The following is a 24,364-nucleotide window of genomic DNA, read 5'->3' on the forward strand; positions in this document are numbered from 1 at the left end:
GCTAAAATCAACATTTAACTTTAACACAGCCAAAATAAAAAAACCCCTCATCCCAAAAAGGGACGAGAGGATTGTATGTATCTTCCCGCGGTACCACCCACATTAGTGTTAAAAACACTCGCTTCATTCATCCTTAACGCGGAATACGGCAAGCCTTACTATACTTTCACACTTGCAACTCAAAGGCGAGTTCATGATGTACCCGGTTGACTTTCACCAGCCGTCAACTCTCTAAGTGCGGATATGAATCATTACTACTCCTAATCACAGTCATTTCAATATAAAGTATTACGGTTATTGTAATAAATTTTCAACAAGTATGCAAGGCAAACTAGCGCCTAAATTCAGGATAGACAAAATATCGGGATAATAAACAAAAAGACAAAGAAGAGTTACTTCTTCGTCCGCGTGGAATGGACAAATAACTAGATTTGTCCATGGACGGTGCCTGACACCATTTTTGTTTTTAGACCTCGATCGTAAAGGAGTGTTGTGATGATTGCGATGAGGAATAACACTATTAGTACAATGAATAGTGCTGATATGTTGTACATGTCTACGATTATTCCGCCCATTAGGGGACCAATCATTCTGCCGCCTGTTGCCGTACTGTTGACGATTCCTTGGTAGAAGCCTTCACGTCCCTTCGGTGCCAGGTTAAAGGAAACTGTTGGAACTGCCGGCCAGATAAACATCTCACCAATTGTTAAGATAATCATCCCAACTAGAAACCCAGAAAACAGCGTTGCCTGCCCTGCAACTAAAAATGAAACAACGAAAATACCAATTCCAATAATCATTTGCAGTTTAAGTGATGCTTTCAGATGCTTCATTACACCATTTAAGAATGGTTGGCCAATGACAATTAGGGCACCGTTGATCGACCATAAAAGACTATACTGTGTTAATGAAATATTAATTTCCTGTGTATAGGTGGCAATCGTTGTTTGCCACTGTACATAGGCAACCCAGCAAAGCAAATACCCTGTACACAGTATTAATAAGGCATACAGTTTTTTTCTATTTTTTACAATAGGAACATTTATATCGTTAGTTGCCGGTTTTCCTGACTCTCCTGAAATTCCTTTATAGCCAAATAGAGCTATAAGCAAAAAGAGGACGTACATAATAGTATTGGCTAGGAAGATGAGTTGAAAGGAATAAGCGGCAACAATCCCGCCAAGGGAGGCGCCCAAGGCTACCCCAAGGTTTTGGGCAACATAAATGGCGTTAAAGGCTTTCCGTCCACCTTCAACCCAAACGGCCCCTGCCATTGCATACATCGACGGAAAAATAATACCGGTACCGAATCCAATAATGCTTTGGAAGACAATATAGGCAGGCCAGCCATGCCAAAAAGTTAAACCGATGAGTGCTGTAAGAGTAATCGAGATTCCTATTAAGATAGATTTGTAGCCGCCTATTCTATCAAATAGGCTGCCGCCATATAGGTTACCAATCACACTTGCCCCTGAATTTAGCATTAGGACTATTCCAGCAATCGATAAGGACTTACCCAGGTGATCATGTATATAAATTGTATTTAAAGGCCACAGAAATGATGAGCCTGTGACATTAACGACCATCCCTATTATTAAGAGCCATAAGGCACGTGGCATGTATAAAACGCCCCTTTACATATTACAATTTCAATTACCAAGGATATATTCTATTATTTTTTCTTGGGGCGCGCAATGCTTTTTGTTTTCCAGTGCAATGGGGAGAGGTATGGAGATTTGGTATTCCCTCTTTAATTGATCCTGGATTCCGTCAAACTGGATTGGATTTCGCCGAATTGGCCCAGGATTTCGCCAAACTGAATTGGATTTCGCTGAATTGTCCCAGGATTTCGCCAAGTTTCCCAATTATTTCGCCAAATCTAATGAAGATATCGCCAATCTCAATTTCTCCTCAAAAAAGCCATAAGAAAAAAACACTGTAAATGAAACAGTGTTTTCCTGACCAAAATATTTATAGTTATTTCTTTGGTACTCCTGGTATTACCGGTGCTTGCGCAGGGAAATAACTATTCACTGCGGCATCTTTTTTCTTCTCATTATCTTTTTCGTCGAAAACAGCCTTTTTCACTTTTTCAATTTCCTTGTCTACTTCTTCCATATCAACGCCTTTTTTAACAAGCTCTTCAGTTGCAAGCCGGACCGCTTTGTTGGATTGAACAACAGATTCTCTTAAGGAATCCATCGATCCCTGTGGATTATGAAAACCGGCCGAGTTTTCAGCTGCGATAATATCCCAGAACCATTGGCCCTTCCGAACAAATTCCTGCGCTTGCTTGATTTTCTCCTGATTTACACCTGAAGTAATCATTTTATTTACATAATAGTGTGATGTCGTGGAAATATCCTGTGCTTCGTGTAATGCACTAACATTTGCTTCTTGAATTTCAAGGACACGGTCCTTCAGTTTATCTAAATCGCGATCGCCATGACACTGACCGCATGAAGTTTGCATGGTTTTAAGCGGTGAAGTCCACCAGTGTGAGCTGATTTTTCTTTTTCCATCGACACGCTCATACGGCATATGGCAGTCAGCACAAGATACATTCGCTTTGCCATGTGTACCTGATGAATGTGTTTCATATTCGGGGTGCTGTGACTTTAACATCAGCGTTCCAGAAATATTACTAATCCAATCCTTCTCAAAACCTTTTTCTTTCGCAATGGTGCTGTAATACTCATACATTTCATCAGGCTTAAAACCTTTTGTCCACGGGAATGTTACTTCACTATTATCGGCTGCAAAATAATACTCCACGTGACACTGGCCGCAAACATAGCTGCGCATATCGTTTTTGGTTGGATTGGATGTATCTACGCCTTTGGCTTGTAATGCCTTATAGAAGCTTGGACGAGTGACACGCAAATCCATTGTTTTTGGATCATGACAATCCGAACAGCCTATGGGCGAGTGCCCCATCTCCTCCCCTTTTGGCCAAATATCTTTATTAAAATTAGCACCCCAGTAGTGGTCGCCCATTTCCTCAATCATCTTTGGAACAGCTGTCGATTTACAAGTGTAACACGAGCCAACCGATTTATCGGTAATCCGTTGAATACTGCGTATATCTTCTAAGGCGTATGTATGTCCACGTTCTTCATTATATTCCGTTGCAAATCCATATCCATTAAAGAGGATAGGTAACAAAGGCTCTTTATCCTTTTCAAATTTGCTGCGTTTTTCAGAACCGCCATTAGTAGTATCTTCCATCTTTTCATTCTTTTTGTAACTATTATATTGAAGTGGAAATAAGTCCTTAAACGCTTCATTTCGAATTTCATCGGCTGCGAGTCCTGTAGTCTTCTTTCCTGCTGCAGACGCCGTTTTCTCAGTAGATCCATCGCTGCACCCAGTAATGATCAAAACGATCGCTAGCAGGAGAAGATATGCCCCATATCGAAAGCTTCCCATTTCTAAAATCCTCCCTTATTTTCTAATAACTCTCCTGAAACAGGCGGCTTATTATAACGATCATCTTTAAAGCCTTTCCCGTGTGGAACTGTTTTGTGACAGGAAATACACTTTTCCTTTGCATCATGCGATACATTGCTAAGTGTGCTTTTATGACAAGAAATACAGTTGTCATTCATAATTTTTTCAGTTCGTTCGGTCGCCTCAATCACATCCGGAATCTTCTTTGTTCCGAGTGTATTGAAATAAATATGTGTCATCCCTGCGCGGCCTTTAAAAAATAATTTCCCCACTTCACTTTTATGAGGCAGATGGCAGTCATTACACTGTAAATCCGAGTGAGTTGAATCCATAAAAGACTTATGTACGGATTTCATCGTATGACAGTTTTGACAAAAACCAGGTGAATCCAAGTAGGCCATTGTTTTTACAGTGGAAAAAGATAAAAACACACCAATCAGCAGCGCCAGCACAATTAAAAACTTTTTGTCCATTTTAAGGAATCTTTTTAACATTTCCTCACCTCCCATTCTTTTCTCTTTTAGTTTTTCTGCATCGTAATCCTGAGTGGTCTACAACCTTATTTAAACCATGATATAAAAGGGCAAAACTGTGACGTACATCACATATATATCACTACTTGTTACCGACCTGTGAACGAGCGTTTCCTTCTATTTTCAAGGTGTTTTTAATGTAATATTGTTATTCCAAGTGATTTTTTACACTTTTTTCAATAATTTTCGGAAAAATTATTTATAAAAAAAGAACCCCTCAATGAAAAAAATTGAGGGATTCTTCCTTGTTTTATGAAGATTGGTCTTTTTCTTGGTGGAATTTGGACTTTACAGGCTGCCCACCGGATTCTTCATAATTCTTCTTGGCTTGCTTAACAAGATCGAAATCTTGCCCCAGTTCTAAATCTTGATTATTAATTCCATTTCGGGTTTTCTGTTCAGGATTTTGTTGCTTAGAACGCTTTTTCAAAGGTTTTCCCCCTCTAGAACCATGGTATTCTGAAGCTGCTGCAGCTGGAGTCTCATTCTATGGAGCTGTTCCCGTTGCTGCGAGTTTGCACTATGTGCCATTTTAGCAATGTCTTGATAAGTATCTTCAAGCTGCTGCAGCGCCTTTGTGTAATCATCGTCATTATAATGCTCTTGGAGACTACTTTGTTTGTATTGTTCTTGGGCAAAGCGAACTGTGTCCTCAACCTGTTGCATTAATTCGTCCATAGAGTCGCGAGTAGCCATTTAAGAACCCCTTTCTATAATAACTGGAAGCCCCGTGTGAGAAGCATAATGCTTCATTTCTTATTTTGTTCTCCATTTTCTTTCCTATAACATAAACAGTTGAATAATTATTACCAGCCAGTTCCGTAAATAATTACATTTGGATAAGCTAGCCACTACATGATAAAATTGATGTTATGCGCTTTTTATTTTTTATAAGGAGGTTTTCTGATTGGTTCAGATGAGACCTTTTATATATGCTTCTGATGATAAACGATACCATACTTGGAATTACCACTTGCGCCAAGAATTTGGTCATAAGGTGTTTAAAGTCGCGCTTGATGGAGGCTTTGATTGTCCGAACCGGGATGGCACTGTCGCACACGGAGGCTGTACGTTTTGTAGTGCGTCAGGTTCTGGAGATTTCGCCGGTAATCGAGTAGAGTCCCTAGAAATTCAATTCAATAACATTAAAGAAAAAATGCACACAAAATGGAAAGATGGCAAATACATGGCCTACTTTCAGGCATTTACAAATACCCATGCACCAGTAGATGTACTTCGTGAAAAATATGAATCCGTTCTGGATCAGGAAGGCGTCGTGGGTTTATCGATTGCCACGCGTCCTGATTGTCTGCCAGATGATGTGGTCGAGTATTTAGCGGAACTGAATGAACGAACCTATTTATGGGTTGAACTTGGTCTTCAGACAGTCCACGAACGGACAGCCTCACTCATCAATCGTGCCCATGATTTTCAATGTTATAAAGATGGGGTAAACAAGCTAAGAAAGCATGGGATTCGCATCTGCTCCCATATAATCAATGGATTACCGCTTGAGAACTACGACATGATGATGGAAACTGCTCATGAAGTAGCCAAATTAGATGTTCAAGGAATAAAAATTCATTTGCTCCATTTGTTAAAAGGAACGCCCATGGTCAAGCAATATGAAAAAGGAATGCTCGAGTTTATGTCCCAAGATGACTATGTAAAGTTAGTATGTGACCAATTAGAGATTTTACCACCCGAGATGATTGTTCATCGAATAACAGGAGATGGTCCCATTGATTTAATGGTTGGGCCGATGTGGAGTGTGAACAAGTGGGAAGTCTTAAATGCCATTGATGCGGAACTGAAAAAACGAGACAGCTGGCAGGGGAAATTTTATCAAGGTCAATTGGTGAAGTATTTATGAAAATAGACAAGGTTCTTCCGTTTGCGAAAAATCTACTTAAAACAGCGGTTCAACCTGGCGATGTTGTGATTGATGCGACAGTTGGAAATGGCTATGATACAGTTTTCTTAGCAGAACTTGTTGGTGCCTCCGGTCACGTATTTGGGTTTGATATTCAAGAGAAAGCGATTGCCGCAAGCAAGGAACGTTTGATTAATCAAAGCCTTTCTGAGCGAGTTACACTGTTTCACTCTGGGCACGAACAGCTATCCCAATTGATTCCTAACAACTATCAAGGTAAAGTAACTGGTGCAATTTTCAACTTGGGATATTTGCCTGGCAGTGATAAAACGATAGTTACTCAACCTGAAACAACGATTAATGCTCTGCAACAACTACTGGAAATGATTGCTCCTGAAGGAATCATCGTTCTCGTTATTTATCATGGCCACAAAGGAGGGGCTGAAGAACGTGATTCCCTGCTTGATTATTGCCAAAAAATTGACCAAAAAACAGCCCATGTGCTCCAATACCAATTTATCAATCAACAAAATAGTCCAGCTTTTATCATTGCAATCGAGAAAATATAAAAACCAGGCCTAAGCGCCTGGTTTTATTTTGAAATTAACCTTGTAACAAAAGCTGGGACTGATTTTTGCACTGAACGGTAGGCAAGACCATTGAAATAGAAGAAATAGCTAATCCAACCGCCCGTTTTAATCATACCTTTGGCTAATTTTCGCACGTTTTTCTGTTTGCGAACCTTGGCATCGGATAAATAAATACCCAGCAGACCACGATTAATCAAGCGATGAAAATTTTTGTGAGGGAGAAATTCCGTGTGCCGGTCTGCTTCAATCATAAAATGATTCAAGCGTTGAAAAAGCATTTCCTCATTACGATAATAAGTACAAAAGTTTAAATCTCCCCCAATAAGGTCTTCCTCTTGATCAATAAAATAATCTAAAAGAATATGTAAGCCCTGAATATATGGAAAGTATCCATTTCGAATTTTTTCCGCATCACTCAACTGAAAATCATCACGATGTGCATAGGACACAAGGCAAAAAATCCCTAAGGTAGAACCCGAACAAGCTGAAAATTCATACCATTCCATATCAGGTAAGTGAGGTTGGTTCTTTTGAAACCATTTTTCAAGACGTGGGACCCGCTCCTCATGGATGACATGTTTGTGAATTTGCAGTTCACAATAGTATTGGCATAGCTCAAGCAAATAATCTTTAATTCCTTCATAATTCTTAATTTCTCTCAGGATAGAGCGGCAGGTTTCCGATAAATCATTTAAATAATTATCATCGTCCTGGTCTTCACGGAGCCGGTAATAATTTTTCTTCTCTGCCTTAAGGACGAGCGCATCTGCCATGGATTCATTGAGCGCTGCAAAATCCTCAGGGTCTAGTGAGGTGGAACGGTCACAAAGATTATCCAAATAATCACTAATCGTTTGATAAGCAACGATAAATTTTATCGCTTTTTGATAATCCCCTTTTGCGGTTAGTGCAAGGATAGCACCACCCTCGCAATGGAACGTTTTATGATTGATACTTGCAAGGGCCTGAGTCCTCAGTTCCTCGTTCGGGATTTTTTCTGCACGGCTTTTCCAATAAGCCAATTCTTTGTGTACTGCTGGAAGTATTTTGCTGTATACCCTCGACATAAGGGTGATTGGCATCATTAAAACCGACAACCTTTCTAAACAATATAACCGATTGCTTTTAATTGACTATAAACAAAATCCTTTGCGTATTCAAATACCACTTCGCGCTCCGGTTCATTAAAAATCTCATGGTAGCATTTCGGCCATTCCTTAAATCTTTTTTCCGAAAGTGGTACATGATTAAACCACTCTTTTACGGTACTTTTATTGACTATTTTGTCATCGCCCGCCTGCATGACTAGCATCGGGATGTCTTGTGTTTTTTCAAGCGCCTGAAAGGCCTCTTTCATGGCACTCACTAATTCCCGATACCATCGAACCGATACCTTGGTTACATAAAGGGTATCATTGGAATCCGCTTCACGGACCTCTTCGTTTCTTGTTGCCATTTGGACCGATAATCCAGAATTGATCCGAAGTGAAGGAAAAACCATATTCAGACCATGCGATAGAATATCTAGAATTTTAGATGGGGTATGAACTAACCCTAAACACGGCGATGAAAGAATCACTCCAGCGACATTCAGCTTCTCTTCCTGTAAGAGCCGGATTGAAATTAATCCCCCCATACTGTGACCAAGTAAGAATACTGGTAAATTATAGCGGTAGGCTGCCTGAATCCAATCCTTTACTTCAAAGATATAATCATCGAAGGAATGAATATGACCGCGGTTTGCCCTTGTTGTCATCCCCTGGCCCGGAAGGTCAGCCATAATCACATGAAATCCGGCAGAACGCCACATTTCGATTAGCCAGCCATAACGGCGGTGATGCTCCATCGCACCATGGACCATCACAATTACTGCCTTGGCTTCCCCTTCTGCTTCCCACTTCCACATAAAGTTCCCCCCTAGAGTAGTTATAACCAATTAGTGAATGAATTCCAATGCACGAAACTTCACTAATTTAAAAAAGACGAATTATTTTTAAATGCCTCCTACTTCCGCTAAAATAATATCATCATGGAAAAGGAGCGAGAAGAATGATCTATCCTTATAAAGATAAGTATCCTCACATAGCGGATACTGCTTTTATTGCCGACTATGTGACAATTACTGGTGATGTTGTAATTGGCGATGAATCAAGTGTCTGGTTTAATACTGTCATTAGAGGGGATGTCGCCCCAACCATCATCGGTAAGAAAGTAAATATCCAGGATAATTCTATATTACACCAAAGTCCCAATAACCCGCTAATTTTAGAGGATGAAGTGACTATTGGACACCAGGTAATTTTACACAGTTGTATCATTAGAAAAAAAGCACTCATCGGAATGGGATCGATTATCCTTGATAATGCTGAAATTGGTGAAGGTGCATTTATTGGTGCCGGCAGTCTGGTTCCCCAAGGGAAAAAGATCCCGCCTAATACCTTAGCATTTGGCAGACCCGCAAAAGTTATTAGAGAATTAACACCTGAAGACATTAAAGATATGGTAAGAATCTCTAGAGAATATGCAGAAAAGGGACAATATTATAAGTCCATTCAACCTTAAACTACCCAAAAATAAAGCACCCAAGAAAACTTGGGTGCTTTTATTCATTAATTTTTCGATGATTGCAATGCTTTTTCTAAAGAATAGTCCCGTTGAAATGAATAGACATCTTCCACATACACTTGATGCCAAACCATAAACATCAGCACAGTCCATATTTTCCTGCTGTTATCTGCTTTGCCTTGGCTATGATCTTCAAGCAATTGAAGCACATAGGTTTTATTGATCAAATGATCGGTGTTGCTTTCACGGATGATTTTTTTGGCCCAATCGTTCATTTCATCCTTCAACCAGTGACGGATTGGAACAGGGAAACCTAGTTTCTTACGGTCTAGCACATGGGCAGGCACGATGCCTTCAGCGGCTTTACGCAAGATATACTTAGTCGTTCCATGAGCTGTTTTTAGGCTAGTTGGGATTTTTGACGCCACTTCGAAAACCGCTTTATCGAGGAATGGCACACGTAATTCTAATGAATGAGCCATGGTCACTCTATCCGCCTTCAATAAAATATCACCGCGCATCCAAGTATGAATATCAATATACTGCATCCGATCAACCGGATCGTAGCCCCGCGATTCGGAGTAAAGAGGCTTCGTAATATCCTTATAATCTAATCCTTCACGGTAGACATTTAATAGTTCGCGTTTCTCTTCTTCCAAAAACATTTTTGCATTACCGATATAACGATCCTCCATTGGCGTTACACCACGTTCAATAAAGCTTTTTCCTCTCATTCCTTCAGGCATCATGCCTGCAATCCCTTTTAAAAGCACTTTTCCTGCTCTTGGGATTTTATTAAATACCTCTAATGATTGCGGTTCACGATAAATATTGTAGCCGCCAAATAATTCATCCGCCCCTTCACCAGACAGAACAACGGTTACGTGCTTTCTTGCCTCACGAGCAACAAAATATAACGGAACGCAAGCAGGGTCGGCAAGCGGGTCATCCATATGCCACATGATTTTTGGAATTTCATTCATGTATTCCTGAGGGGAAATCACATAACTGATATTTTCAACACCAAGTTTCTCAGCTGTCTCTTTTGCGACATCAATTTCACTGAAACCATTATGCTCAAAGCCAACAGAGAAGGTTTTAATGGCAGGGTGAAATTCTTTAGCAATTGACGCTATGATGGAAGAATCAATCCCGCCTGATAAGAATGAACCTACCGGAACATCACTGCGCATATGCATTTTGACTGAATCAAAGAGGACATCTTTAATTTCTTTTATAAAATCAGACTCCGCTTTTTGAACCGGTTTAAAATGTGCCTTCCAATATCTTTTAATTTCCATTGGTGAGCCAATTTTTTTTGTAAAATAATGACCTGGTTCTAATTTCTTAATTCCATCAGATAAAGTGTTTGGTTCTGGAACAAATTGATAGGTTAAATAATGCTGCAAAGAATCATAATTGAGCACATCATTTTCAAGACCCAACAAAATACTCTTTTTCTCAGACGCAAAAAATGTTCGGTCTCCATCTTCAAAATAAAAGAACGGTTTAATTCCAAAAGGATCGCGTGCCCCATAAAGACTTTGCTCTTGTTTATCCCAGATAACGAAAGAGAACATTCCACGCAGTTTTTCAACGGCCTTTTCCTTTAAATGGCTGTAAAGAGCAATAATAACCTCCGTATCAGAACTTGTTGCAAACGTTAAACCCTCAGCTAATAGTTCTTCACGCAGCTCAACATAGTTATAAACTTCACCGTTAAAGATAATCCAGTAGCGTTCATTTTCATAGGTTAACGGTTGATGACCGCTCTCAATATCAATGATACTTAAACGTCGGAATCCAAATTGAATATGATCATCATAATAAAAACCATCATCATCTGGACCACGATGAGTGATAATATCGTTCATATTTTTAAATTGTTGTTTTTGTACTTCACTATAGTTTTGTGTTGTATCGTGTACACAACCTATAAAGCCACACATTATGTACCTCACCTCTTCTAAATATCCCTAAATAAAGGATTTAATCCAAAAAACATACTCTCTAATACTACCACTTTTTTTTGAAAAAATGCACTGTGAACAATAGGTAAATTTACTATCCCCATTTTTCACTTCTTTTGACCTGTATAAACATTTCATTTTAGGCAAATACCGATTAAATGTACAGGTAATTAGACGTACAAATAAAAACGGGAGTTACATGTCATATGTAACCCCCTCTTTCTATTTAAATATTTGCTTGCGCTCGTAATGCCTCTACTTTATCCGTACGCTCCCAAGGCAGGTCAATATCTGTACGGCCAAAGTGACCGTAGGCTGCTGTTTGTTTGTAGATTGGACGACGAAGGTCCAGCATGTTGATGATTCCAGCAGGACGGAGGTCAAAGTTTTCACTCACCAGGTTCACTAGAATATCTTCGTTTACTTTACCAGTACCAAACGTATCCACAGCAATGGAAACCGGTCGTGCTACACCAATCGCATAGGCCAGTTGAACTTCACATTTTTCAGCAAGACCAGCAGCGACGATGTTTTTAGCAACATAACGTGCGGCATATGCAGCGGAACGGTCCACTTTTGTCGGATCCTTACCTGAGAAAGCACCGCCGCCATGACGAGCATATCCGCCATACGTATCAACGATAATTTTACGGCCGGTTAAGCCTGCATCCCCTTGTGGTCCGCCAATGACGAAACGGCCAGTTGGATTAATAAAATACTTTGTCTTCTCATCGATAAGTTCTTTCGGTACAACAGGGTTGATGACATATTCTTTTAAGTTACGTTGTATCTGCTCTAACGTTACTTCTGGGTTATGTTGAGTAGAAATAACAATGGTATCAATCCGTACCGGTTTATCATTCTCATCATATTCCACCGTTACCTGGGTTTTTCCGTCTGGTCGAAGGTATTCAAGAACATTGTCTTTTCGCACTTCTGTTAATTTACGAGCAAGCTTGTGTGCAAGTGAGATGGGAAGCGGCATAAGCTCTTTCGTTTCATTACATGCAAAACCAAACATTAGCCCTTGATCCCCTGCTCCAATTGCTTCAATTTGCTCATCAGACATTTGGCCTTCACGAGCCTCCAATGCTTGGTCAACACCCATTGCAATGTCTGGAGACTGTTCATCAATAGATGTTAAAACGGCACATGTCTCGGAGTCAAATCCATATTTCGCACGATCATATCCTATCCCTTTAATCGTTTCACGAACGATTTTTGGAATATCCACATATGTAGATGTTGTGATTTCCCCTGCAACTAACACTAATCCAGTTGTTACTGAAGTTTCAGCCGCAACACGAGCATTAGCATCCTTTGCTAAAATAGCATCTAAAATGGAATCAGAAATTTGGTCACAGATTTTATCTGGATGACCCTCAGTAACTGATTCAGAAGTGAACAAACGCGCGTTTCTTGACATCTGAATTCCTCCTTTATTATGAGATCACGAGGATTTTTTTCGAAGGTTACAGGTATACTTCTTAAACCTCGAGAATTTGATACGGTACTCATTCCCTTAGTATGTAATAAACAAAGGATTTTTATTAGAGACTCATTTCATAAAAGGACTTATAAAAAAACAAAAAACCTTACCATAGAGGAAAGGTTGTTTTCGGGCCTTTCGCTCTTATCGTTCAAGGCATTAGCCTTGCGTCAGATTAGCACCTTCGCATTTGAAAAGGACCTTTTAAAGTGGTTCATCTTTTCATACTGCAGGTTGCTGGGTTTCATTGGGCCTGTCCCTCCACCAGCTCAGGATAAGAGAGTATCCGTTCAACTTAGAATGATATCATACTGGGTAACAATGTCAATGTATTTTTTAGAAATATCTTCCTCAAAAAATGGAAAAAATACGGTGTAAGTCATTAACCTTTTATAAAATTTTTTTATATCTTCATTTAAAGTTTTAAAATATATAAATTCAGATTAATATGATACATTATTTCAACTAATGTGTTATACTTTTTGTATTATTAACAACATAAAACTTAGACAAAGGAAGGTCTCATTAATGAATTCTGTTGATACTCCTAATGAATTAAATCAATTGTTGAATGAAAGTCATGTTCATGTACAATTATCTGTTCCACAGTTAGTTGAAAAAGTCTTAACTCGTCATGAAGGGGGACTAACTTCTACTGGGGCAATTAGTGTCGCTACTGGTAAATATACTGGCCGATCTCCACAAGATAAATTCATTGTTGTAGAAGATTCAACGAAAAATAAAATTGAATGGGGCACGACCAATCAACCAATTTCAGAGCCGGTTTTCACAAAACTTTATCAAAAGGTCATTAATTATTTACAACAGAAAGATGAAATCTTTGTTTTTAAAGGCTTTGCTGGTGCCGATAAAAAATCGCGTTTACCTATCAGGGTTATCAATGAATTAGCATGGCAAAATTTATTTGTACACCAATTATTTATTCGCCCGACAGAAGAAGAGCTGCTTGAACATGATGCTGGTTTCACTGTTATTTCTGTCCCTAATTTCAAGGCAAATCCGGCAATTGATGGCACAAATTCGGAGGCCTTTATTATTGTATCATTTGAGAAAAGAATTGTTCTAATCGGTGGAACAGAATATGCAGGCGAAATGAAGAAATCTATTTTCTCAGTCATGAACTATCTGCTTCCGGAAAATAATATTTTTTCCATGCATTGTTCTGCCAATGTTGGTCTTGAAGGCGATGTTGCATTATTTTTCGGCTTATCTGGTACTGGAAAAACCACTTTATCCGCGGATCCAAATCGTCGATTAATTGGTGATGATGAGCACGGCTGGTCATCCAACGGTGTCTTCAATATCGAGGGAGGCTGCTATGCAAAATGTATTAATCTTTCTCGTGAGAAAGAGCCGCAAATTTTTGATGCGATCCGCTTTGGAACGGTATTAGAAAATGTTACCTTGAATCAAGAATCCAGAATCCCTGATTATGATGATGGCACATTAACAGAAAATACACGTGCTGCTTATCCAATTCATGCGATTGATAATATTGTTCAACCAAGTATTGCTGGACATCCAAACACTATCATTTTCTTGACGGCTGACGCTTTTGGTGTATTGCCTCCTATTTCAAAACTAACTAAGGAACAAGCAATGTATCATTTTTTAAGTGGTTATACTTCAAAACTAGCTGGAACAGAGCGTGGAATTACCTCACCACAAGCTACCTTCTCTACCTGCTTTGGTGCACCATTCTTGCCGCTGCCTGCAACTCGATACGCCGAAATGTTAGGTGAAAAGATTCTTGAGCACAATGCGAATGTATTTCTTGTGAATACAGGCTGGACCGGCGGTGAATATGGGGTCGGGAATCGGATGAAACTTTCTTACACTCGTGCTATGATTCAAGCAGCGCTTGAAGGGGAGTTAAATCATGTAGAAACAACCAAAGATAAAATTTTCGGTTTGAATATCCCTATTCATATTGCTGGAGTACCAGATGAAGTCCTTCAACCTAGTAAAACATGGTCTGATCCGTTTGCTTATGAGAAGAAGGCAGAAGAATTAGCAGCACAGTTCCGAGAAAACTTCAAAAAATTCACAAATGTCTCAGAAGAAATTGAACAAAAAGGCGGACCTATCGCGTAAGCGAAAAGTGCCCTAACTATTCTAAAAGCCCATATCATTTCGATATGGGCTTTCTTACTTCTACCGTCTCTGATTTATTTAATAAAGTAAACCGATATCTGCCGCTTTTTTTCAGTTGGAAATCTCCCTTGTAAATAGAAATCTTTTTTCCATCGGTGGTGATATAATCGGTCTTATCTTTAAAGGTAAAGGTGGATTCTTCTGCATTTTCTAAGTCAAATATCTCTAATTTAATTTCAGGTGGAAGGTTTTCCCCCTCTACCTCAATTGCAGCATCTTCATAGAAACCTGCGTATAAAACTTCTTGGGAAATCATTAGAGTGGAATCACCTATCTTGATATAAGGCTCCATTACATAAATTGAAAATTCACCGACCTTTTTATTGCCGGCTATAAATTCAAGATTATATTTACCGGAAAAAGGAAATGGATTAAAACTTGTCATTGCATGACCATCTGCCCCATACATCCCCCCTGATATTACGGCTGTTGCAAGATGTTCTTTGACTCCTGTTTTTACATGGGTTGCCGTTATGTTTAAAGGTTTATTGGCAAAATCCTTTTCATAGTCACCCCATAAATAGACTGATATTTTTGAAACACTCCTTTGATCCTTCGCTATCCACTCCAGTGGAGCAAGCAGGCTAACCTTGTTTGGTATTCCAAAATTGCTATCAGGATAATATGGTGTGCCACTCTTATCCATTAAAGCAAAAAACTCGCCCTTTTTTACAACTTCTGTCTTTACAGATCCCGAATTGCTTAAATCTTCACCATGGCTTGTAAAATAAAGGATTGGAGCAATTATCGCCAACATAAATAGAGCTGCTAATGCTGCTAGTCTTTGAAAATTAAATCGCCTGCTTTGTTTCCGAGTGCTTTCCACACGAATTGTTTTAAGAAAAGCGTTTCTCTGCTTTGCAGTTAACTCATGCTTTGGAAAGTCAGCCATCATTTCCAGTAATTCTTTATCCTTCAATTGACTCAAAATACTCCCCCCCCTTTAAGCGTTCATTTAGTTTTTTCACTGCCCGAAAAAAAGTAACATTCACTTTATTCTCCGTCCAGCCAAGGACTTGACCTGCTTCTTGGGATGAAAGTTCTGCAATACCTCTTAATAAAATTACATCACGATAGGTGGGCTTTAATTCATTAATTGCTTCATACAAATAGGCATATTCCATTTTCCTAACAATTTTTTCCCCTGTATCTTGTTCATGAAGCTTAGGGGATTCATAATCTAAAATCTGTTTAAGTCTGTTCCAAACAGATTTCTTCCGGTAAAAGTCTATTGCTGTATTTCTTGCAATTGATATCAGCCATGTTTTCGGGCTTGAATCATTTTTAAAGTGACTTAAAGCTCGTAATGCCCGTAAAAAGGTTTCTTGAACCAAATCCTCAACATCCACCGAGCCTGTATAATAAACTAGATAATTGGTAACATCCTGCTCATATTGAATAAACCATTTCTCTATTTGATGGCCGCGCTCCAATCCAATCCCCCTTCCCAAAAACCTTAATCCTAATAAATCTATTAATAAGACGAATGTATCGAAAGTTTATTACACATTAATAATATTTTTTTCAAAAAGAAAAAGCAGGTGGCAAAACCCTGCTTAGTTCGTTGAATTTAATGAGATTAATTGGTAGGTGATGGTCGTGCTGTTATTCTGCAGCTCAACTTTTTTAATGATTGCTGTACCACTTGAATCACTATCCATTGTTTTTCTTACATCAATCGGAATCTCAATAGGATAAAGTCTATACCCTTCTTTTTCTAATGTGAAGACATTTTCCTCTACTCGTATCTCTCTTCCTTTTGTCACAATCATTGTATTTAACTCAAGAGGCATACCCATATCTTTGATCCGCTCCTCTGCTTGTTTTACCTTTATATTAACATCTTTTACGTTGACTTTTCATCCACTTTGATAGATCTGAGACGACTTTTCTATTTACTTCAGGAGGGAAGTAATGTGTAAACTCATCAAAATACCAGCAATCGACTGGCTTTTCTAATTCTCTCAACCTTCTTTCCAGGCGATAGGCATGCTCCACAGAGACATTACCGTCATTTACACCATGGATAATTAGGACTGGAGCAGTCAGTTTTTCTAAGGAATAGATTGGGGTTCTGTCTTGATAACGTTCCGGATATTTCTGTGGGGTCCCTCCAATCACACGTTTCATCATTCTTCTTAAATCCTTCCGTTCCATATAGGTAAGGGACATATCACTGACTCCTCCCCAGGTAACTACAGACGCGGTTTCAGGGAATTCGATCCCAGTCAAGAGTGCCATGACTCCACCACGCGAGAACCCAAAAATATGTACATTAAGAACCCTCGGCAAAGATTTTAACAGCCAAAAGGCCGCAAATGCATCTTCCCGATCGTTTCCGGCGAAATCCTCATTGCCCTCACCACCCTGATTGCCACGATAATAAGGCGCAAAAACAATAAAACCTTCAGCGGCAAATTGGGCAATCCGTGCGGGTCGAACTTTGCCCACATTTTTGATGCCTCCCCGTAAATAAAGGAATCCATCATACTCACCTTCCCCTATAGGTTCTGCCAACATTCCTTTGACTCTTAATCCATTGGAAAGGTAGGTGATGACCTTTAATTCAACAGATGGATTTGGAGAAGGAAACCGCATGATCTCAACGATTTTCCCTTCAATGCTTTGGTTCATCTGCACAACTTCCCTCTTTTTATCAAATTTATAACACTTTGGCATTCACACATTTTTCTTCCGTTCATACGATATCTTAGGCAATTAGCCCAGATTTTTTATGAAATATAAGGAGGCTTGCTTTATGAAAAAATCATTAAAATTCAGTTTCTCCTTTCTGCTCATCACTATACTTATGTTCTCACTAGTGGCTTGTAATAGCACCACAAAAAATGAAACCAAGAAACTTGAAAAGGTTCGAATCGCTGAAGTTACTAGGTCCATCTTCTATGCCCCGCAGTATGTTGCCATAGCAAAGGGATTTTTTAAGGCTGAAGGTTTAGATGTGACGCTAACAACAACGCCAGGCGGCGACAAAACCATGACTACATTAATTTCCGGAGGAGCTGACGTTGCTCTGGTTGGATCGGAAACCTCGATTTATGTATACGCGCAAGGCGCAAATGACCCGGTCATTAATTTTGCCCAATTAACACAGACAGATGGTACATTCCTCGTTTCTAGAGAGAAAATAGATAATTTCTCATGGGATCTCTTAAAAGGAAAAACCTTCTTAGGTCAACGTAAAGGCGGCATGCCGCAAATGGTTGGCGAGTTTGTTTTAAAGAAGCATGGCATTGATCCACATAAAGATTTGAACTTAATCCAGAACATTGATTTTGCTAATATTGCCAATGCCTTTGCCTCAGGAACGGGCGAATTTGTGCAATTATTTGAACCAACTGCGAGTATTTTCGAAAAAGAAGGCAAAGGTCATATAGTTGCTTCCTTTGGGAAAGAATCTGGCCATGTTCCCTATACCACGTTTATGTCCAAGGAGAGTTACATGAACAAAAATAAAGAAACAATTGAAAAGTTTACTAGGGCAATTTACAAAGCACAACAGTGGGTAGAATCCCACAGTGCCGAAGAAATTGCCAAAGCAGTCGAATCATTTTTCCCGGACACAGACCTAGCTATTATGACCACCGTTGTGGATCGCTATAAAAGTCAAGGTTCCTTTGCCACAGATCCAGTTCTCGACCAAGCCGAATGGGATAATCTTCAAAACATCATGAATGAAGCGGGAGAACTTCCAAAAGAAGTAGATCATCAAACACTTGTAAACACAAAGATAGCTGAAAAAATTATTAACGAATAAAGGAAAGGGAGGCCGTCTCCATGAATTTTTTGTCCGTCCAAAATATTCATCATACCTATTTTACCAAAGCCTCGGCTGCCACGGCCCTCTCCGATATTTCATTAACCGTTGAGGAGGGGGAGTTTGTCTCCCTTCTCGGCCCTAGCGGCTGTGGTAAGACGACTCTGCTCTCCATTATCTCTAGCTTGCTTAAACCTACCCAAGGTACTGTCTTATTAGAGAATAAGCCTGTAACAACCACCAAAAACCAAATCGGTTACATGCTCCAGCAGGATTATTTGTTTCCATGGAAAACGATTGAAGAGAATATTCTGTTAGGACTGAAATTATCGAAGCAGTTGAATGACCAAACAAGAGCGAAGGCCATGAGCCTGTTAGAGCAAATCGGATTAACCGGTGTGGAAAAACAAATGCCTAGGCAGTTATCAGGGGGGATGAGGCAGCGGGTAGCGCTCGTCCGTACCCTTGCCACAGAACCAAAGCTGCTTATGCTTGATGAGCCCTTTTCTGCTCTCGATTATCAAACTAAATTGAAACTGGAGGACCTAGTCTCGCGCACATTAGATGAATTTGGCAAAACCGCCATTCTTGTGACACATGATATTGGTGAAGCGATTGCCATGAGTGATCGGGTCTATTTACTTTCTCCAAGTCCAGGCAGGATTTATAAAACATTTACGATGCCCGATGAACTAAGAAAGATCTCCCCGTTTGAAGCCAGAAATCATGAAGCATTTTCAAGCATCTTTCAAACCATATGGAAGGAGTTGGAGTCACTTGAGCGAGAAAAAGAATAAGCTGGAACTCCTCCATAGAAACTATATTCAATCGTTGATAGTGGAAAAACGTTGGGTTAGATTTTATCAAGCGATTATTTTTATCATCTTTTTCGCAAGCTGGGAATTTTCTAGTCAAAAACAGTGGATTGACCCGCTTCTTTTCAGTTCTCCATCAAAAATTTGGAACTTATTTTTGGAAAAGATTAACGATGGAACTTTAGTTAGCCATATTGGGGTCACCCTCACCGAAACTGTACTAGGATTTATTCTGGGCACACTGCTTGGTACCATTTTAGCGGCAATCCTTTGGTGGTCACCAATGATTTCAAAAGTGCTTGATCCATATCTTGTCATATTAAATGCTATGCCCAAAGTAGCTTTAGGGCCGATATTGATTGTGGCGCTTGGTCCAGGATATCCATCGATTATTGCCATGGGTGCGATTATCTCCATCATCATTACCACGATCGTTGTTTATACCTCATTCAAAGAGGTAGATCCAAATTATCTAAAAGTGCTTCAAACTTTCGGAGCCAACCGTTTACAATGCTTCAAGGAAGCAATCCTCCCTGCTAGTTTTCCGACGATAATATCTACCTTAAAGGTCAATGTCGGCTTATCATGGGTCGGTGTTATTGTTGGGGAATTCCTTGTATCCTCGAGAGGGCTTGGCTACATGATTATCTATGGCTTCCAAGTTTTTAATTTTACCCTCGTTTTCTTATCACTCATGATTATTGCCGTATTTGCCACTATTATGTATCAGCTCGTTGAATTATTAGAGAGAAAACTTATCAAGGAATAGCGGATTGGTTATAAGTACTTTCTGCTATTCTTTTTGTTCTTTTATCCTTTGGATGTGTTTCACACATTGCTCAATAACCTGGTCTTTCATAATAAAACTGTATGTATCCCCAAATCGTTGAGTTAATATATCCCCTTGAACAAGTACTGGACCATCGGTTTCGTAATAACCAGACGTTTTTTCTATCCTTTTTACGTTCCCCCAAAAGACCGTTTTCACAAAGGACTTCTCTGGATCGAAAATTTTATACTCAGCCAAAAATATAAGCTCAGTTAATATTGCGCCAGTCTCCTCAAAAACTTCTCGTTGCGCTGCCTCTTCAAGGGTTTCACCTGATTCCATCTTACCTCCTGGAAATTCAAGGCCTCTTTGTTTATGGTTCGTCAACAACCATTCATCACCATGTTGGCAGATAACCAACACATGTTTGGCCTTCTCTTGGAAAGAATTTGGACTAAAAGACAGTTCACCTTTATTCCCATTTGCATCTAAAAAATGTATCATTCTAAATTCCGCCTCAATATTTGTTGCTCTTATTATAATCAAAAAAAGAAAAATCCTAAAGGAAGGATTTTTCTTATAAAATACTTTTTAAAAATAAATTTTTTTACCTTGGTAAAATATTTATTTTACTTTGGTAAAATATTCATTTTACCTTGGTAAAATATTCATGCTTTCAATGTGGCTTTTTGCTTCTTCATCACCCAGCTTATGCAGCATTCCATACACTTGTTGGAGTGTACTATCGTAAGCATCGTTTTCACGATCGTAATGATACTCGACATATGGTACGTGGGCTCGAAAGAAGTTCTTCCATTCGGTCGAATAATTTTGATTAAATAATTCACGGAGTTGCGTAATTTCTTCATCACTTGCCTGAATTTTATAACTCCATGTTGAACTTGTAGCACTTTGCGAAATTTCACCGCTCCCTACATCAATATAATAGGTTTTCTTTTGCTCATCCATTATGTCATCCCCTTTTACTCTTTAGTAATTTGCAAATAGAAAAAATTTATTCTCAGCCAAATTTCGATTCATTTTTTAGAAATGAATACGATATAATAAACATACAACAGAAGAAACAGATTTTTCTGTTAATTTACAAAAACGGAAGTTAGAATTATTTTATACTTAAAAGGGAAAAGAATATAACAAGGAGGTGTACTGAATGAAATTAGTCGATGAATTGTATGAAATGTACCGTAATAAGTTAACCGGTGACGAAGAGGATATCGATATGCTGGCATTTGCCTTTTTAGAAGAAATGTCACATGAGGATTTACTAGCGTTAATCCAAGACATGGATAAACAGGAATTATATAATTTAATGGGCATTTATTTAATTGAAAGTTTAAAAGGTAAATTTGCCCAAGAAGAGTACGGCCAGCATCGCACGAATACTTATCATCCTCGAAATATTCATTGATTATACATAATAGTGTAGAAACGGAAGCCAAAACAGAGGGCTTCCCTTTTTCTTTTCTCAATAAAACATCAAATCATGATACAATAGAGGAAAAAAGGAGGCAGCCTATACACATGTATGTAGTAGCCGTAATTTGTATTATTATTGTGTTCGTAGTTCTATTTCTAGCGGTGGGCACCACTTCTAAAGCCTATACTTATAAACATACGGTCGATCCATTAGAAAATAACCCGCATCTTGAACAGGAAAAAAATCAGGATGAAAACAAAGCTTAAAAAAATTCCTATTCACATCGAATAGGAATTTTTTTAAATCATCATGCAAAAACTTGCTTGAGGTCTTCTTTGCTTTGCTCGAGCCAGAAACGCATTAAACGCTTGGCACCTTCTAGGTCATGGAGTTTTGCTTGACCACATTGTCTTTCATTCGCAGCTGGAATTTCAATAATTTCAAGGGCATCTTTCATTGTATCTTCCATAAGATCAATGATTTCCTCCACAGTAGGTTCACCGCTAACGACCAGGTAGTAACCTGTTTGGCAGCCCATTGGTGAAATATCAATAATATCAAAGTGGTCATACTTCTCAGAATGCTTACGAAGATTAAAAGCAAGCAAGTGCTCTAATGTATGAATCACATCTGGTTTCATCGCCTGTTTATTGGGCTGGCAAAAACGAATATCATATTTATTAACAACACCGTCACTACCAACTTTGTGAACACCACAATGTCTCACATAAGGGGCTTTAACCGCGTTATGGTCTAAATCAAAGCTTTCAACTGAAGGCATCGATATCACTCCTTTTTTTATCTACTAGTATCATACAATAAATTCCGAGTTTTTTCATCTACTTACATTTATTTAACAATTTAGACGTTCCTATTAAATTATGGTATGTTGTAGATAATTGTAATAAAGGAGTGTTCCAAATGGTAAAAAAATTTTTCCTTGCGATTATTCGTTTTTATCAAGTTGCTATCTCACCGTTAAAACCACCCACCTGCCGCTTTTATCCGACATGCTCTCATTATGGGGTAGAAGCCATTCAACGGTTTGGTGCCTTAAAAGGCGGCTGGCTTACGCTCAAAAGGATATCGAAATGTCATCCGTTTCATCCGGGAGGGTTGGATCCAGTTCCCGAAAAGGATTCACATTAATTTTGATAACCATCCACAATAAGATCCAGTTTTCCTGTTTTAGGGTCAATAACTAAACCATGCACAGGAACATCCTTCGGCATTAACGGATGATTTTTAATAATTTCTACGCTGTGTTCTACACTTTCGGTTACACTATCAAACCCATGCAGCCAATTTTTTATATCAATTCCGGAGTACGTAAGCGTATCAATCGTTTCTTGGGATATTCCACGTGCTTTCATACTTTCAAGCACTGGTTCTGCCTTTAACCCGCTCATCCCGCAATCATAATGAGCAATCACCAAAACCTCTTGAGCCTTTAATTGATACAGGGCAATTAATATACTTCTCATTACACTGCCAAATGGGTGTGAGAGCAGTCCCCCAGCGTCTTTAATTAATTTCGCATCACCATTTCCCAAGTTTAATGCTTTGGGTAATAGTTCAAGCAGCCTAGTATCCATACATGTTAGGATGACCATTTTTTTATTCGGATATTTGGTTGTTTCATACCTTTCATACTCATGGTTTTCCACAAATTTTTCATTATAGTCTAGAATCTCACTCAGCAATTTTGAGTTATTCAAGATAACCACCCTTCCTTTGTTTCTTTCTAAGCATACCTAATTTTTGATAGTTAGACAAAATTTTATACTTGCTTTTAAGGAAAATATTTTGTAAGATACTTATGGAAATCGGAATCGTTCCGTATTATGTAGTTATTATTTTTCAGAATTCAAAAAATTTTCGATAATAAATCGTAATAAATCCGATTTATAAACATATGAAGGAGTTCCTATGAAAAAAATCATCCTTTTCCTATCTATTCTATTACCATTAAGCCTACTGATGTCTGCGTGTTCAAATGGTAAAGAACAAGTACAAAAAAATAAGGACCAGTTAACCATTTATACCACTGTATTTCCACTTCAATACTTTACTTCGCAAATAGGTGGAAAATATGTAAATGTTAACACGATCTATCCACCTGGGGCCGATGAACATACATTCGAACCTTCCCAAAAGGATATGATGAGGTTAGCTGATTCAGACTTATTTTTCTACATCGGGCTGGGGCTTGAAGGGTTTGTAGAAAATTCAAAAGAAACATTGAAAAATGAGCATGTTAAACTAGTACCTACTGCAGAGGGCATTAATCTCCCAAAATCAACCGATACACATGATGAGGGGGAAGAGCATCATGATGCAGATGTCAATCCACATGTATGGCTTGACCCCATTTACTCTAAGGATATGGCTGCTGTCATCCGGGATGCATTAATTAAACAGATGCCGGAGCACAAAGATCTATTTAATAAAAATTTCCAACAACTTTCCCTCAAGTTAGATGAACTTAATACGAATTTTGAACAGACAATTACAAAGGCAAAGCATAAAAAGATCATCGTTACACATGCAGCGTTTGGATATTGGGAAAAACGATATGGAATTGAACAAATTAGTATATCAGGACTTTCGACTGCCAATGAACCAACGCAAAAGGAGTTAGAAAAAATCATTACCCTTGCGGAGGGCGAAGGATTACACTATATGCTATTTGAACAAAATGTCCAATCGAAACTTGGAAACATCGTTCAAAAAGAAATTGGTGCCAAAGCATTACCTATTCATAACCTTGCTATTTTATCAAAAGACAATATTAAAAACAAAGAAACCTATTTTTCGTTAATGAATCAAAATCTTGAATCATTAAAAACAGCTTTAAACAATTAAATCGATAAAAAAATGAACCAGGTCTTTAATTGGTTCATTTCAGACTGTCGACAAATC

General features: G+C 38.7%; 28 protein-coding genes, 1 riboswitch and 1 other annotated feature. Of the genes, 11 read left to right on the top strand and 17 right to left on the bottom strand.

What is annotated here, in order from left to right; all coding sequences use genetic code 11:
- Nucleotides 1–55: 55 nt before the first annotated feature.
- Nucleotides 56–277, bottom strand: a binding site (T-box leader).
- 148 nt (nt 278–425) lie between these two features.
- From COJ96_RS14760 to COJ96_RS14780, 5 genes are all read right to left on the bottom strand, one after another.
- On the bottom strand, nt 426–1,619 hold the full coding sequence (locus COJ96_RS14760) for an MDR family MFS transporter (protein WP_098574574.1): 1,194 nt from the start codon (nt 1,617–1,619) through the stop codon (nt 426–428).
- Between the two features lie 358 nt (nt 1,620–1,977).
- Nucleotides 1,978–3,429 carry an ammonia-forming cytochrome c nitrite reductase subunit c552 gene (locus tag COJ96_RS14765; RefSeq protein WP_098574575.1) on the bottom strand — a complete coding sequence of 484 codons (1,452 nt, stop codon included), beginning with the start codon at nt 3,427–3,429 and terminating at the stop codon, nt 1,978–1,980.
- Nucleotides 3,430–3,431: 2 nt separating this feature from the next.
- The gene (locus COJ96_RS14770) at nt 3,432–3,944 is read right to left on the bottom strand and encodes a NapC/NirT family cytochrome c (protein ID WP_098574576.1); all 513 of its coding nucleotides are present in this window, start codon (nt 3,942–3,944) and stop codon (nt 3,432–3,434) included.
- A gap of 289 nt (nt 3,945–4,233) precedes the next feature.
- Complete coding sequence (locus tag COJ96_RS14775; protein WP_098574577.1) at nt 4,234–4,413, bottom strand: glycogen biosynthesis protein GlgD; 180 nt, start codon at nt 4,411–4,413, stop codon at nt 4,234–4,236.
- Complete coding sequence (locus COJ96_RS14780; RefSeq protein ID WP_098574578.1) at nt 4,410–4,679, bottom strand: YtzC family protein; 270 nt, start codon at nt 4,677–4,679, stop codon at nt 4,410–4,412. The genes COJ96_RS14775 and COJ96_RS14780 overlap by 4 nt, the downstream gene beginning before the upstream one ends.
- A gap of 211 nt (nt 4,680–4,890) precedes the next feature.
- Here COJ96_RS14780 and mnmL point away from each other — a divergent pair, with 211 nt between their 5' ends.
- A complete protein-coding gene (mnmL, locus tag COJ96_RS14785; RefSeq protein WP_098574579.1) occupies nt 4,891–5,856 on the top strand; it encodes a tRNA modification radical SAM protein MnmL/YtqA in 966 nt (321 codons plus the stop codon).
- Nucleotides 5,853–6,425, top strand: coding sequence for a tRNA 5-(aminomethyl)-2-thiouridylate-methyltransferase MnmM (gene mnmM / locus COJ96_RS14790; protein WP_098574580.1), 573 nt, complete (start codon nt 5,853–5,855; stop codon nt 6,423–6,425). Before mnmL ends, mnmM begins: the two co-directional genes overlap by 4 nt.
- 23 nt (nt 6,426–6,448) lie before the next feature.
- Here mnmM and COJ96_RS14795 read toward each other — a convergent pair whose 3' ends face one another.
- Together COJ96_RS14795 and COJ96_RS14800 are read right to left on the bottom strand one after the other, a co-directional pair.
- Nucleotides 6,449–7,543, bottom strand: a complete 1,095-nt coding sequence (locus COJ96_RS14795; protein ID WP_098574581.1) for a tetraprenyl-beta-curcumene synthase family protein — start codon at nt 7,541–7,543, stop codon at nt 6,449–6,451.
- Nucleotides 7,544–7,548: 5 nt separating this feature from the next.
- A complete protein-coding gene (locus tag COJ96_RS14800) occupies nt 7,549–8,352 on the bottom strand; it encodes an alpha/beta hydrolase (protein WP_098574582.1) in 804 nt (267 codons plus the stop codon).
- A 143-nt stretch (nt 8,353–8,495) separates the two neighbouring features.
- Between COJ96_RS14800 and COJ96_RS14805 the strand changes: the two genes are divergently transcribed.
- A complete protein-coding gene (locus COJ96_RS14805) occupies nt 8,496–9,008 on the top strand; it encodes a gamma carbonic anhydrase (RefSeq protein ID WP_098574583.1) in 513 nt (170 codons plus the stop codon).
- Between the two features lie 47 nt (nt 9,009–9,055).
- Here the strand turns inward: COJ96_RS14805 and asnB are convergent, their stop codons facing one another.
- Both asnB and metK read right to left on the bottom strand, forming a co-directional pair.
- On the bottom strand, nt 9,056–10,960 hold the full coding sequence (gene asnB / locus COJ96_RS14810) for an asparagine synthase (glutamine-hydrolyzing) (RefSeq protein WP_098574584.1): 1,905 nt from the start codon (nt 10,958–10,960) through the stop codon (nt 9,056–9,058).
- Between the two features lie 247 nt (nt 10,961–11,207).
- A complete protein-coding gene (metK, locus tag COJ96_RS14815) occupies nt 11,208–12,407 on the bottom strand; it encodes a methionine adenosyltransferase (protein ID WP_098574585.1) in 1,200 nt (399 codons plus the stop codon).
- 204 nt (nt 12,408–12,611) lie between these two features.
- Nucleotides 12,612–12,751: riboswitch (SAM riboswitch) on the bottom strand.
- 247 nt (nt 12,752–12,998) lie between these two features.
- On the opposite strand from metK, the gene pckA reads away from it, so the two are divergent.
- On the top strand, nt 12,999–14,585 hold the full coding sequence (gene pckA, locus COJ96_RS14820) for a phosphoenolpyruvate carboxykinase (ATP) (protein WP_098574586.1): 1,587 nt from the start codon (nt 12,999–13,001) through the stop codon (nt 14,583–14,585).
- A 34-nt stretch (nt 14,586–14,619) separates the two neighbouring features.
- On the opposite strand, the gene COJ96_RS14825 is transcribed toward pckA, so the two are convergent.
- From COJ96_RS14825 to COJ96_RS14840, 4 genes are all read right to left on the bottom strand, one after another.
- Entirely contained in the window at nt 14,620–15,573 is a 954-nt protein-coding gene (locus tag COJ96_RS14825) for a hypothetical protein (RefSeq protein WP_098574587.1), read from the bottom strand.
- Nucleotides 15,554–16,078 carry an RNA polymerase sigma factor gene (locus COJ96_RS14830; RefSeq protein ID WP_098574588.1) on the bottom strand — a complete coding sequence of 175 codons (525 nt, stop codon included), beginning with the start codon at nt 16,076–16,078 and terminating at the stop codon, nt 15,554–15,556. The genes COJ96_RS14825 and COJ96_RS14830 overlap by 20 nt, the downstream gene beginning before the upstream one ends.
- Before the next feature lie 123 nt (nt 16,079–16,201).
- On the bottom strand, nt 16,202–16,444 hold the full coding sequence (locus COJ96_RS14835; RefSeq protein WP_098574589.1) for a DUF2584 domain-containing protein: 243 nt from the start codon (nt 16,442–16,444) through the stop codon (nt 16,202–16,204).
- 37 nt (nt 16,445–16,481) lie between these two features.
- Complete coding sequence (locus COJ96_RS14840) at nt 16,482–17,279, bottom strand: alpha/beta hydrolase family protein (RefSeq protein ID WP_098574606.1); 798 nt, start codon at nt 17,277–17,279, stop codon at nt 16,482–16,484.
- Between the two features lie 175 nt (nt 17,280–17,454).
- Between COJ96_RS14840 and COJ96_RS14845 the strand changes: the two genes are divergently transcribed.
- Genes COJ96_RS14845 through COJ96_RS14855 form a run of 3 tightly spaced genes read left to right on the top strand, consistent with a single transcriptional unit; the run spans nt 17,455 to nt 20,004 of the window.
- Entirely contained in the window at nt 17,455–18,420 is a 966-nt protein-coding gene (locus tag COJ96_RS14845; RefSeq protein WP_373561701.1) for an ABC transporter substrate-binding protein, read from the top strand.
- A 20-nt stretch (nt 18,421–18,440) separates the two neighbouring features.
- Nucleotides 18,441–19,217: an ABC transporter ATP-binding protein gene (locus COJ96_RS14850; protein ID WP_098574591.1), complete on the top strand. Its 777-nt coding sequence runs from the start codon at nt 18,441–18,443 to the stop codon at nt 19,215–19,217.
- Nucleotides 19,198–20,004, top strand: a complete 807-nt coding sequence (locus COJ96_RS14855) for an ABC transporter permease (protein ID WP_098574592.1) — start codon at nt 19,198–19,200, stop codon at nt 20,002–20,004. Before COJ96_RS14850 ends, COJ96_RS14855 begins: the two co-directional genes overlap by 20 nt.
- Before the next feature lie 24 nt (nt 20,005–20,028).
- Here COJ96_RS14855 and ytkD read toward each other — a convergent pair whose 3' ends face one another.
- Both ytkD and COJ96_RS14865 read right to left on the bottom strand, forming a co-directional pair.
- Nucleotides 20,029–20,508 (bottom strand): RNA deprotection pyrophosphohydrolase, encoded by a 480-nt coding sequence (ytkD, locus tag COJ96_RS14860; protein WP_098574593.1) that lies wholly within the window; start codon nt 20,506–20,508, stop codon nt 20,029–20,031.
- Nucleotides 20,509–20,655: 147 nt separating this feature from the next.
- Nucleotides 20,656–20,973 carry a hydrolase gene (locus COJ96_RS14865; protein ID WP_098574594.1) on the bottom strand — a complete coding sequence of 106 codons (318 nt, stop codon included), beginning with the start codon at nt 20,971–20,973 and terminating at the stop codon, nt 20,656–20,658.
- A 202-nt stretch (nt 20,974–21,175) separates the two neighbouring features.
- On the opposite strand from COJ96_RS14865, the gene COJ96_RS14870 reads away from it, so the two are divergent.
- The gene (locus COJ96_RS14870; RefSeq protein WP_026563229.1) at nt 21,176–21,433 is read left to right on the top strand and encodes a DUF6154 family protein; all 258 of its coding nucleotides are present in this window, start codon (nt 21,176–21,178) and stop codon (nt 21,431–21,433) included.
- 113 nt (nt 21,434–21,546) lie between these two features.
- Complete coding sequence (gene ytzI / locus COJ96_RS14875; RefSeq protein ID WP_098574595.1) at nt 21,547–21,708, top strand: YtzI protein; 162 nt, start codon at nt 21,547–21,549, stop codon at nt 21,706–21,708.
- A gap of 41 nt (nt 21,709–21,749) precedes the next feature.
- Here the strand turns inward: ytzI and COJ96_RS14880 are convergent, their stop codons facing one another.
- Complete coding sequence (locus COJ96_RS14880) at nt 21,750–22,223, bottom strand: S-ribosylhomocysteine lyase (RefSeq protein ID WP_026563228.1); 474 nt, start codon at nt 22,221–22,223, stop codon at nt 21,750–21,752.
- A gap of 140 nt (nt 22,224–22,363) precedes the next feature.
- On the opposite strand from COJ96_RS14880, the gene yidD reads away from it, so the two are divergent.
- Nucleotides 22,364–22,591, top strand: coding sequence for a membrane protein insertion efficiency factor YidD (gene yidD / locus COJ96_RS14885; RefSeq protein ID WP_098574596.1), 228 nt, complete (start codon nt 22,364–22,366; stop codon nt 22,589–22,591).
- On the opposite strand, the gene COJ96_RS14890 is transcribed toward yidD, so the two are convergent.
- Nucleotides 22,588–23,160 (bottom strand): beta-class carbonic anhydrase, encoded by a 573-nt coding sequence (locus COJ96_RS14890; protein WP_098574597.1) that lies wholly within the window; start codon nt 23,158–23,160, stop codon nt 22,588–22,590. The genes yidD and COJ96_RS14890 overlap by 4 nt on opposite strands.
- Nucleotides 23,161–23,371: 211 nt before the next feature.
- Between COJ96_RS14890 and COJ96_RS14895 the strand changes: the two genes are divergently transcribed.
- On the top strand, nt 23,372–24,307 hold the full coding sequence (locus COJ96_RS14895) for a metal ABC transporter solute-binding protein, Zn/Mn family (RefSeq protein ID WP_098574598.1): 936 nt from the start codon (nt 23,372–23,374) through the stop codon (nt 24,305–24,307).
- Nucleotides 24,308–24,364 lie beyond the last annotated feature (57 nt).

The organism is Bacillus sp. AFS073361 (assembly GCF_002567005.1).
GTDB lineage: Bacteria > Bacillota > Bacilli > Bacillales > Cytobacillaceae > Neobacillus.

Bases quoted from the DNA above. Each gene is read 5' to 3' on its own strand.
- mnmM (WP_098574580.1), top strand. From the start codon at position 5,853: ATGAAAATAGACAAGGTTCTTCCGTTTGCGAAAAATCTACTTAAAACA.
- ytzI (WP_098574595.1), top strand. From the start codon at position 21,547: ATGTATGTAGTAGCCGTAATTTGTATTATTATTGTGTTCGTAGTTCTA.
- COJ96_RS14865 (WP_098574594.1), bottom strand. From the start codon at position 20,973: ATGGATGAGCAAAAGAAAACCTATTATATTGATGTAGGGAGCGGTGAA.
- COJ96_RS14805 (WP_098574583.1), top strand. From the start codon at position 8,496: ATGATCTATCCTTATAAAGATAAGTATCCTCACATAGCGGATACTGCT.
- COJ96_RS14835 (WP_098574589.1), bottom strand. From the start codon at position 16,444: ATGGGTATGCCTCTTGAGTTAAATACAATGATTGTGACAAAAGGAAGA.
- COJ96_RS14770 (WP_098574576.1), bottom strand. From the start codon at position 3,944: ATGTTAAAAAGATTCCTTAAAATGGACAAAAAGTTTTTAATTGTGCTG.
- COJ96_RS14800 (WP_098574582.1), bottom strand. From the start codon at position 8,352: ATGTGGAAGTGGGAAGCAGAAGGGGAAGCCAAGGCAGTAATTGTGATG.
- COJ96_RS14845 (WP_373561701.1), top strand. From the start codon at position 17,455: ATGTTCTCACTAGTGGCTTGTAATAGCACCACAAAAAATGAAACCAAG.
- COJ96_RS14780 (WP_098574578.1), bottom strand. From the start codon at position 4,679: ATGGCTACTCGCGACTCTATGGACGAATTAATGCAACAGGTTGAGGAC.
- COJ96_RS14870 (WP_026563229.1), top strand. From the start codon at position 21,176: ATGAAATTAGTCGATGAATTGTATGAAATGTACCGTAATAAGTTAACC.
- COJ96_RS14880 (WP_026563228.1), bottom strand. From the start codon at position 22,223: ATGCCTTCAGTTGAAAGCTTTGATTTAGACCATAACGCGGTTAAAGCC.
- pckA (WP_098574586.1), top strand. From the start codon at position 12,999: ATGAATTCTGTTGATACTCCTAATGAATTAAATCAATTGTTGAATGAA.
- metK (WP_098574585.1), bottom strand. From the start codon at position 12,407: ATGTCAAGAAACGCGCGTTTGTTCACTTCTGAATCAGTTACTGAGGGT.
- yidD (WP_098574596.1), top strand. From the start codon at position 22,364: ATGGTAAAAAAATTTTTCCTTGCGATTATTCGTTTTTATCAAGTTGCT.
- COJ96_RS14850 (WP_098574591.1), top strand. From the start codon at position 18,441: ATGAATTTTTTGTCCGTCCAAAATATTCATCATACCTATTTTACCAAA.
- COJ96_RS14840 (WP_098574606.1), bottom strand. From the start codon at position 17,279: ATGAACCAAAGCATTGAAGGGAAAATCGTTGAGATCATGCGGTTTCCT.
- COJ96_RS14895 (WP_098574598.1), top strand. From the start codon at position 23,372: ATGAAAAAAATCATCCTTTTCCTATCTATTCTATTACCATTAAGCCTA.
- asnB (WP_098574584.1), bottom strand. From the start codon at position 10,960: ATGTGTGGCTTTATAGGTTGTGTACACGATACAACACAAAACTATAGT.
- COJ96_RS14765 (WP_098574575.1), bottom strand. From the start codon at position 3,429: ATGGGAAGCTTTCGATATGGGGCATATCTTCTCCTGCTAGCGATCGTT.
- ytkD (WP_098574593.1), bottom strand. From the start codon at position 20,508: ATGATACATTTTTTAGATGCAAATGGGAATAAAGGTGAACTGTCTTTT.
- COJ96_RS14760 (WP_098574574.1), bottom strand. From the start codon at position 1,619: ATGCCACGTGCCTTATGGCTCTTAATAATAGGGATGGTCGTTAATGTC.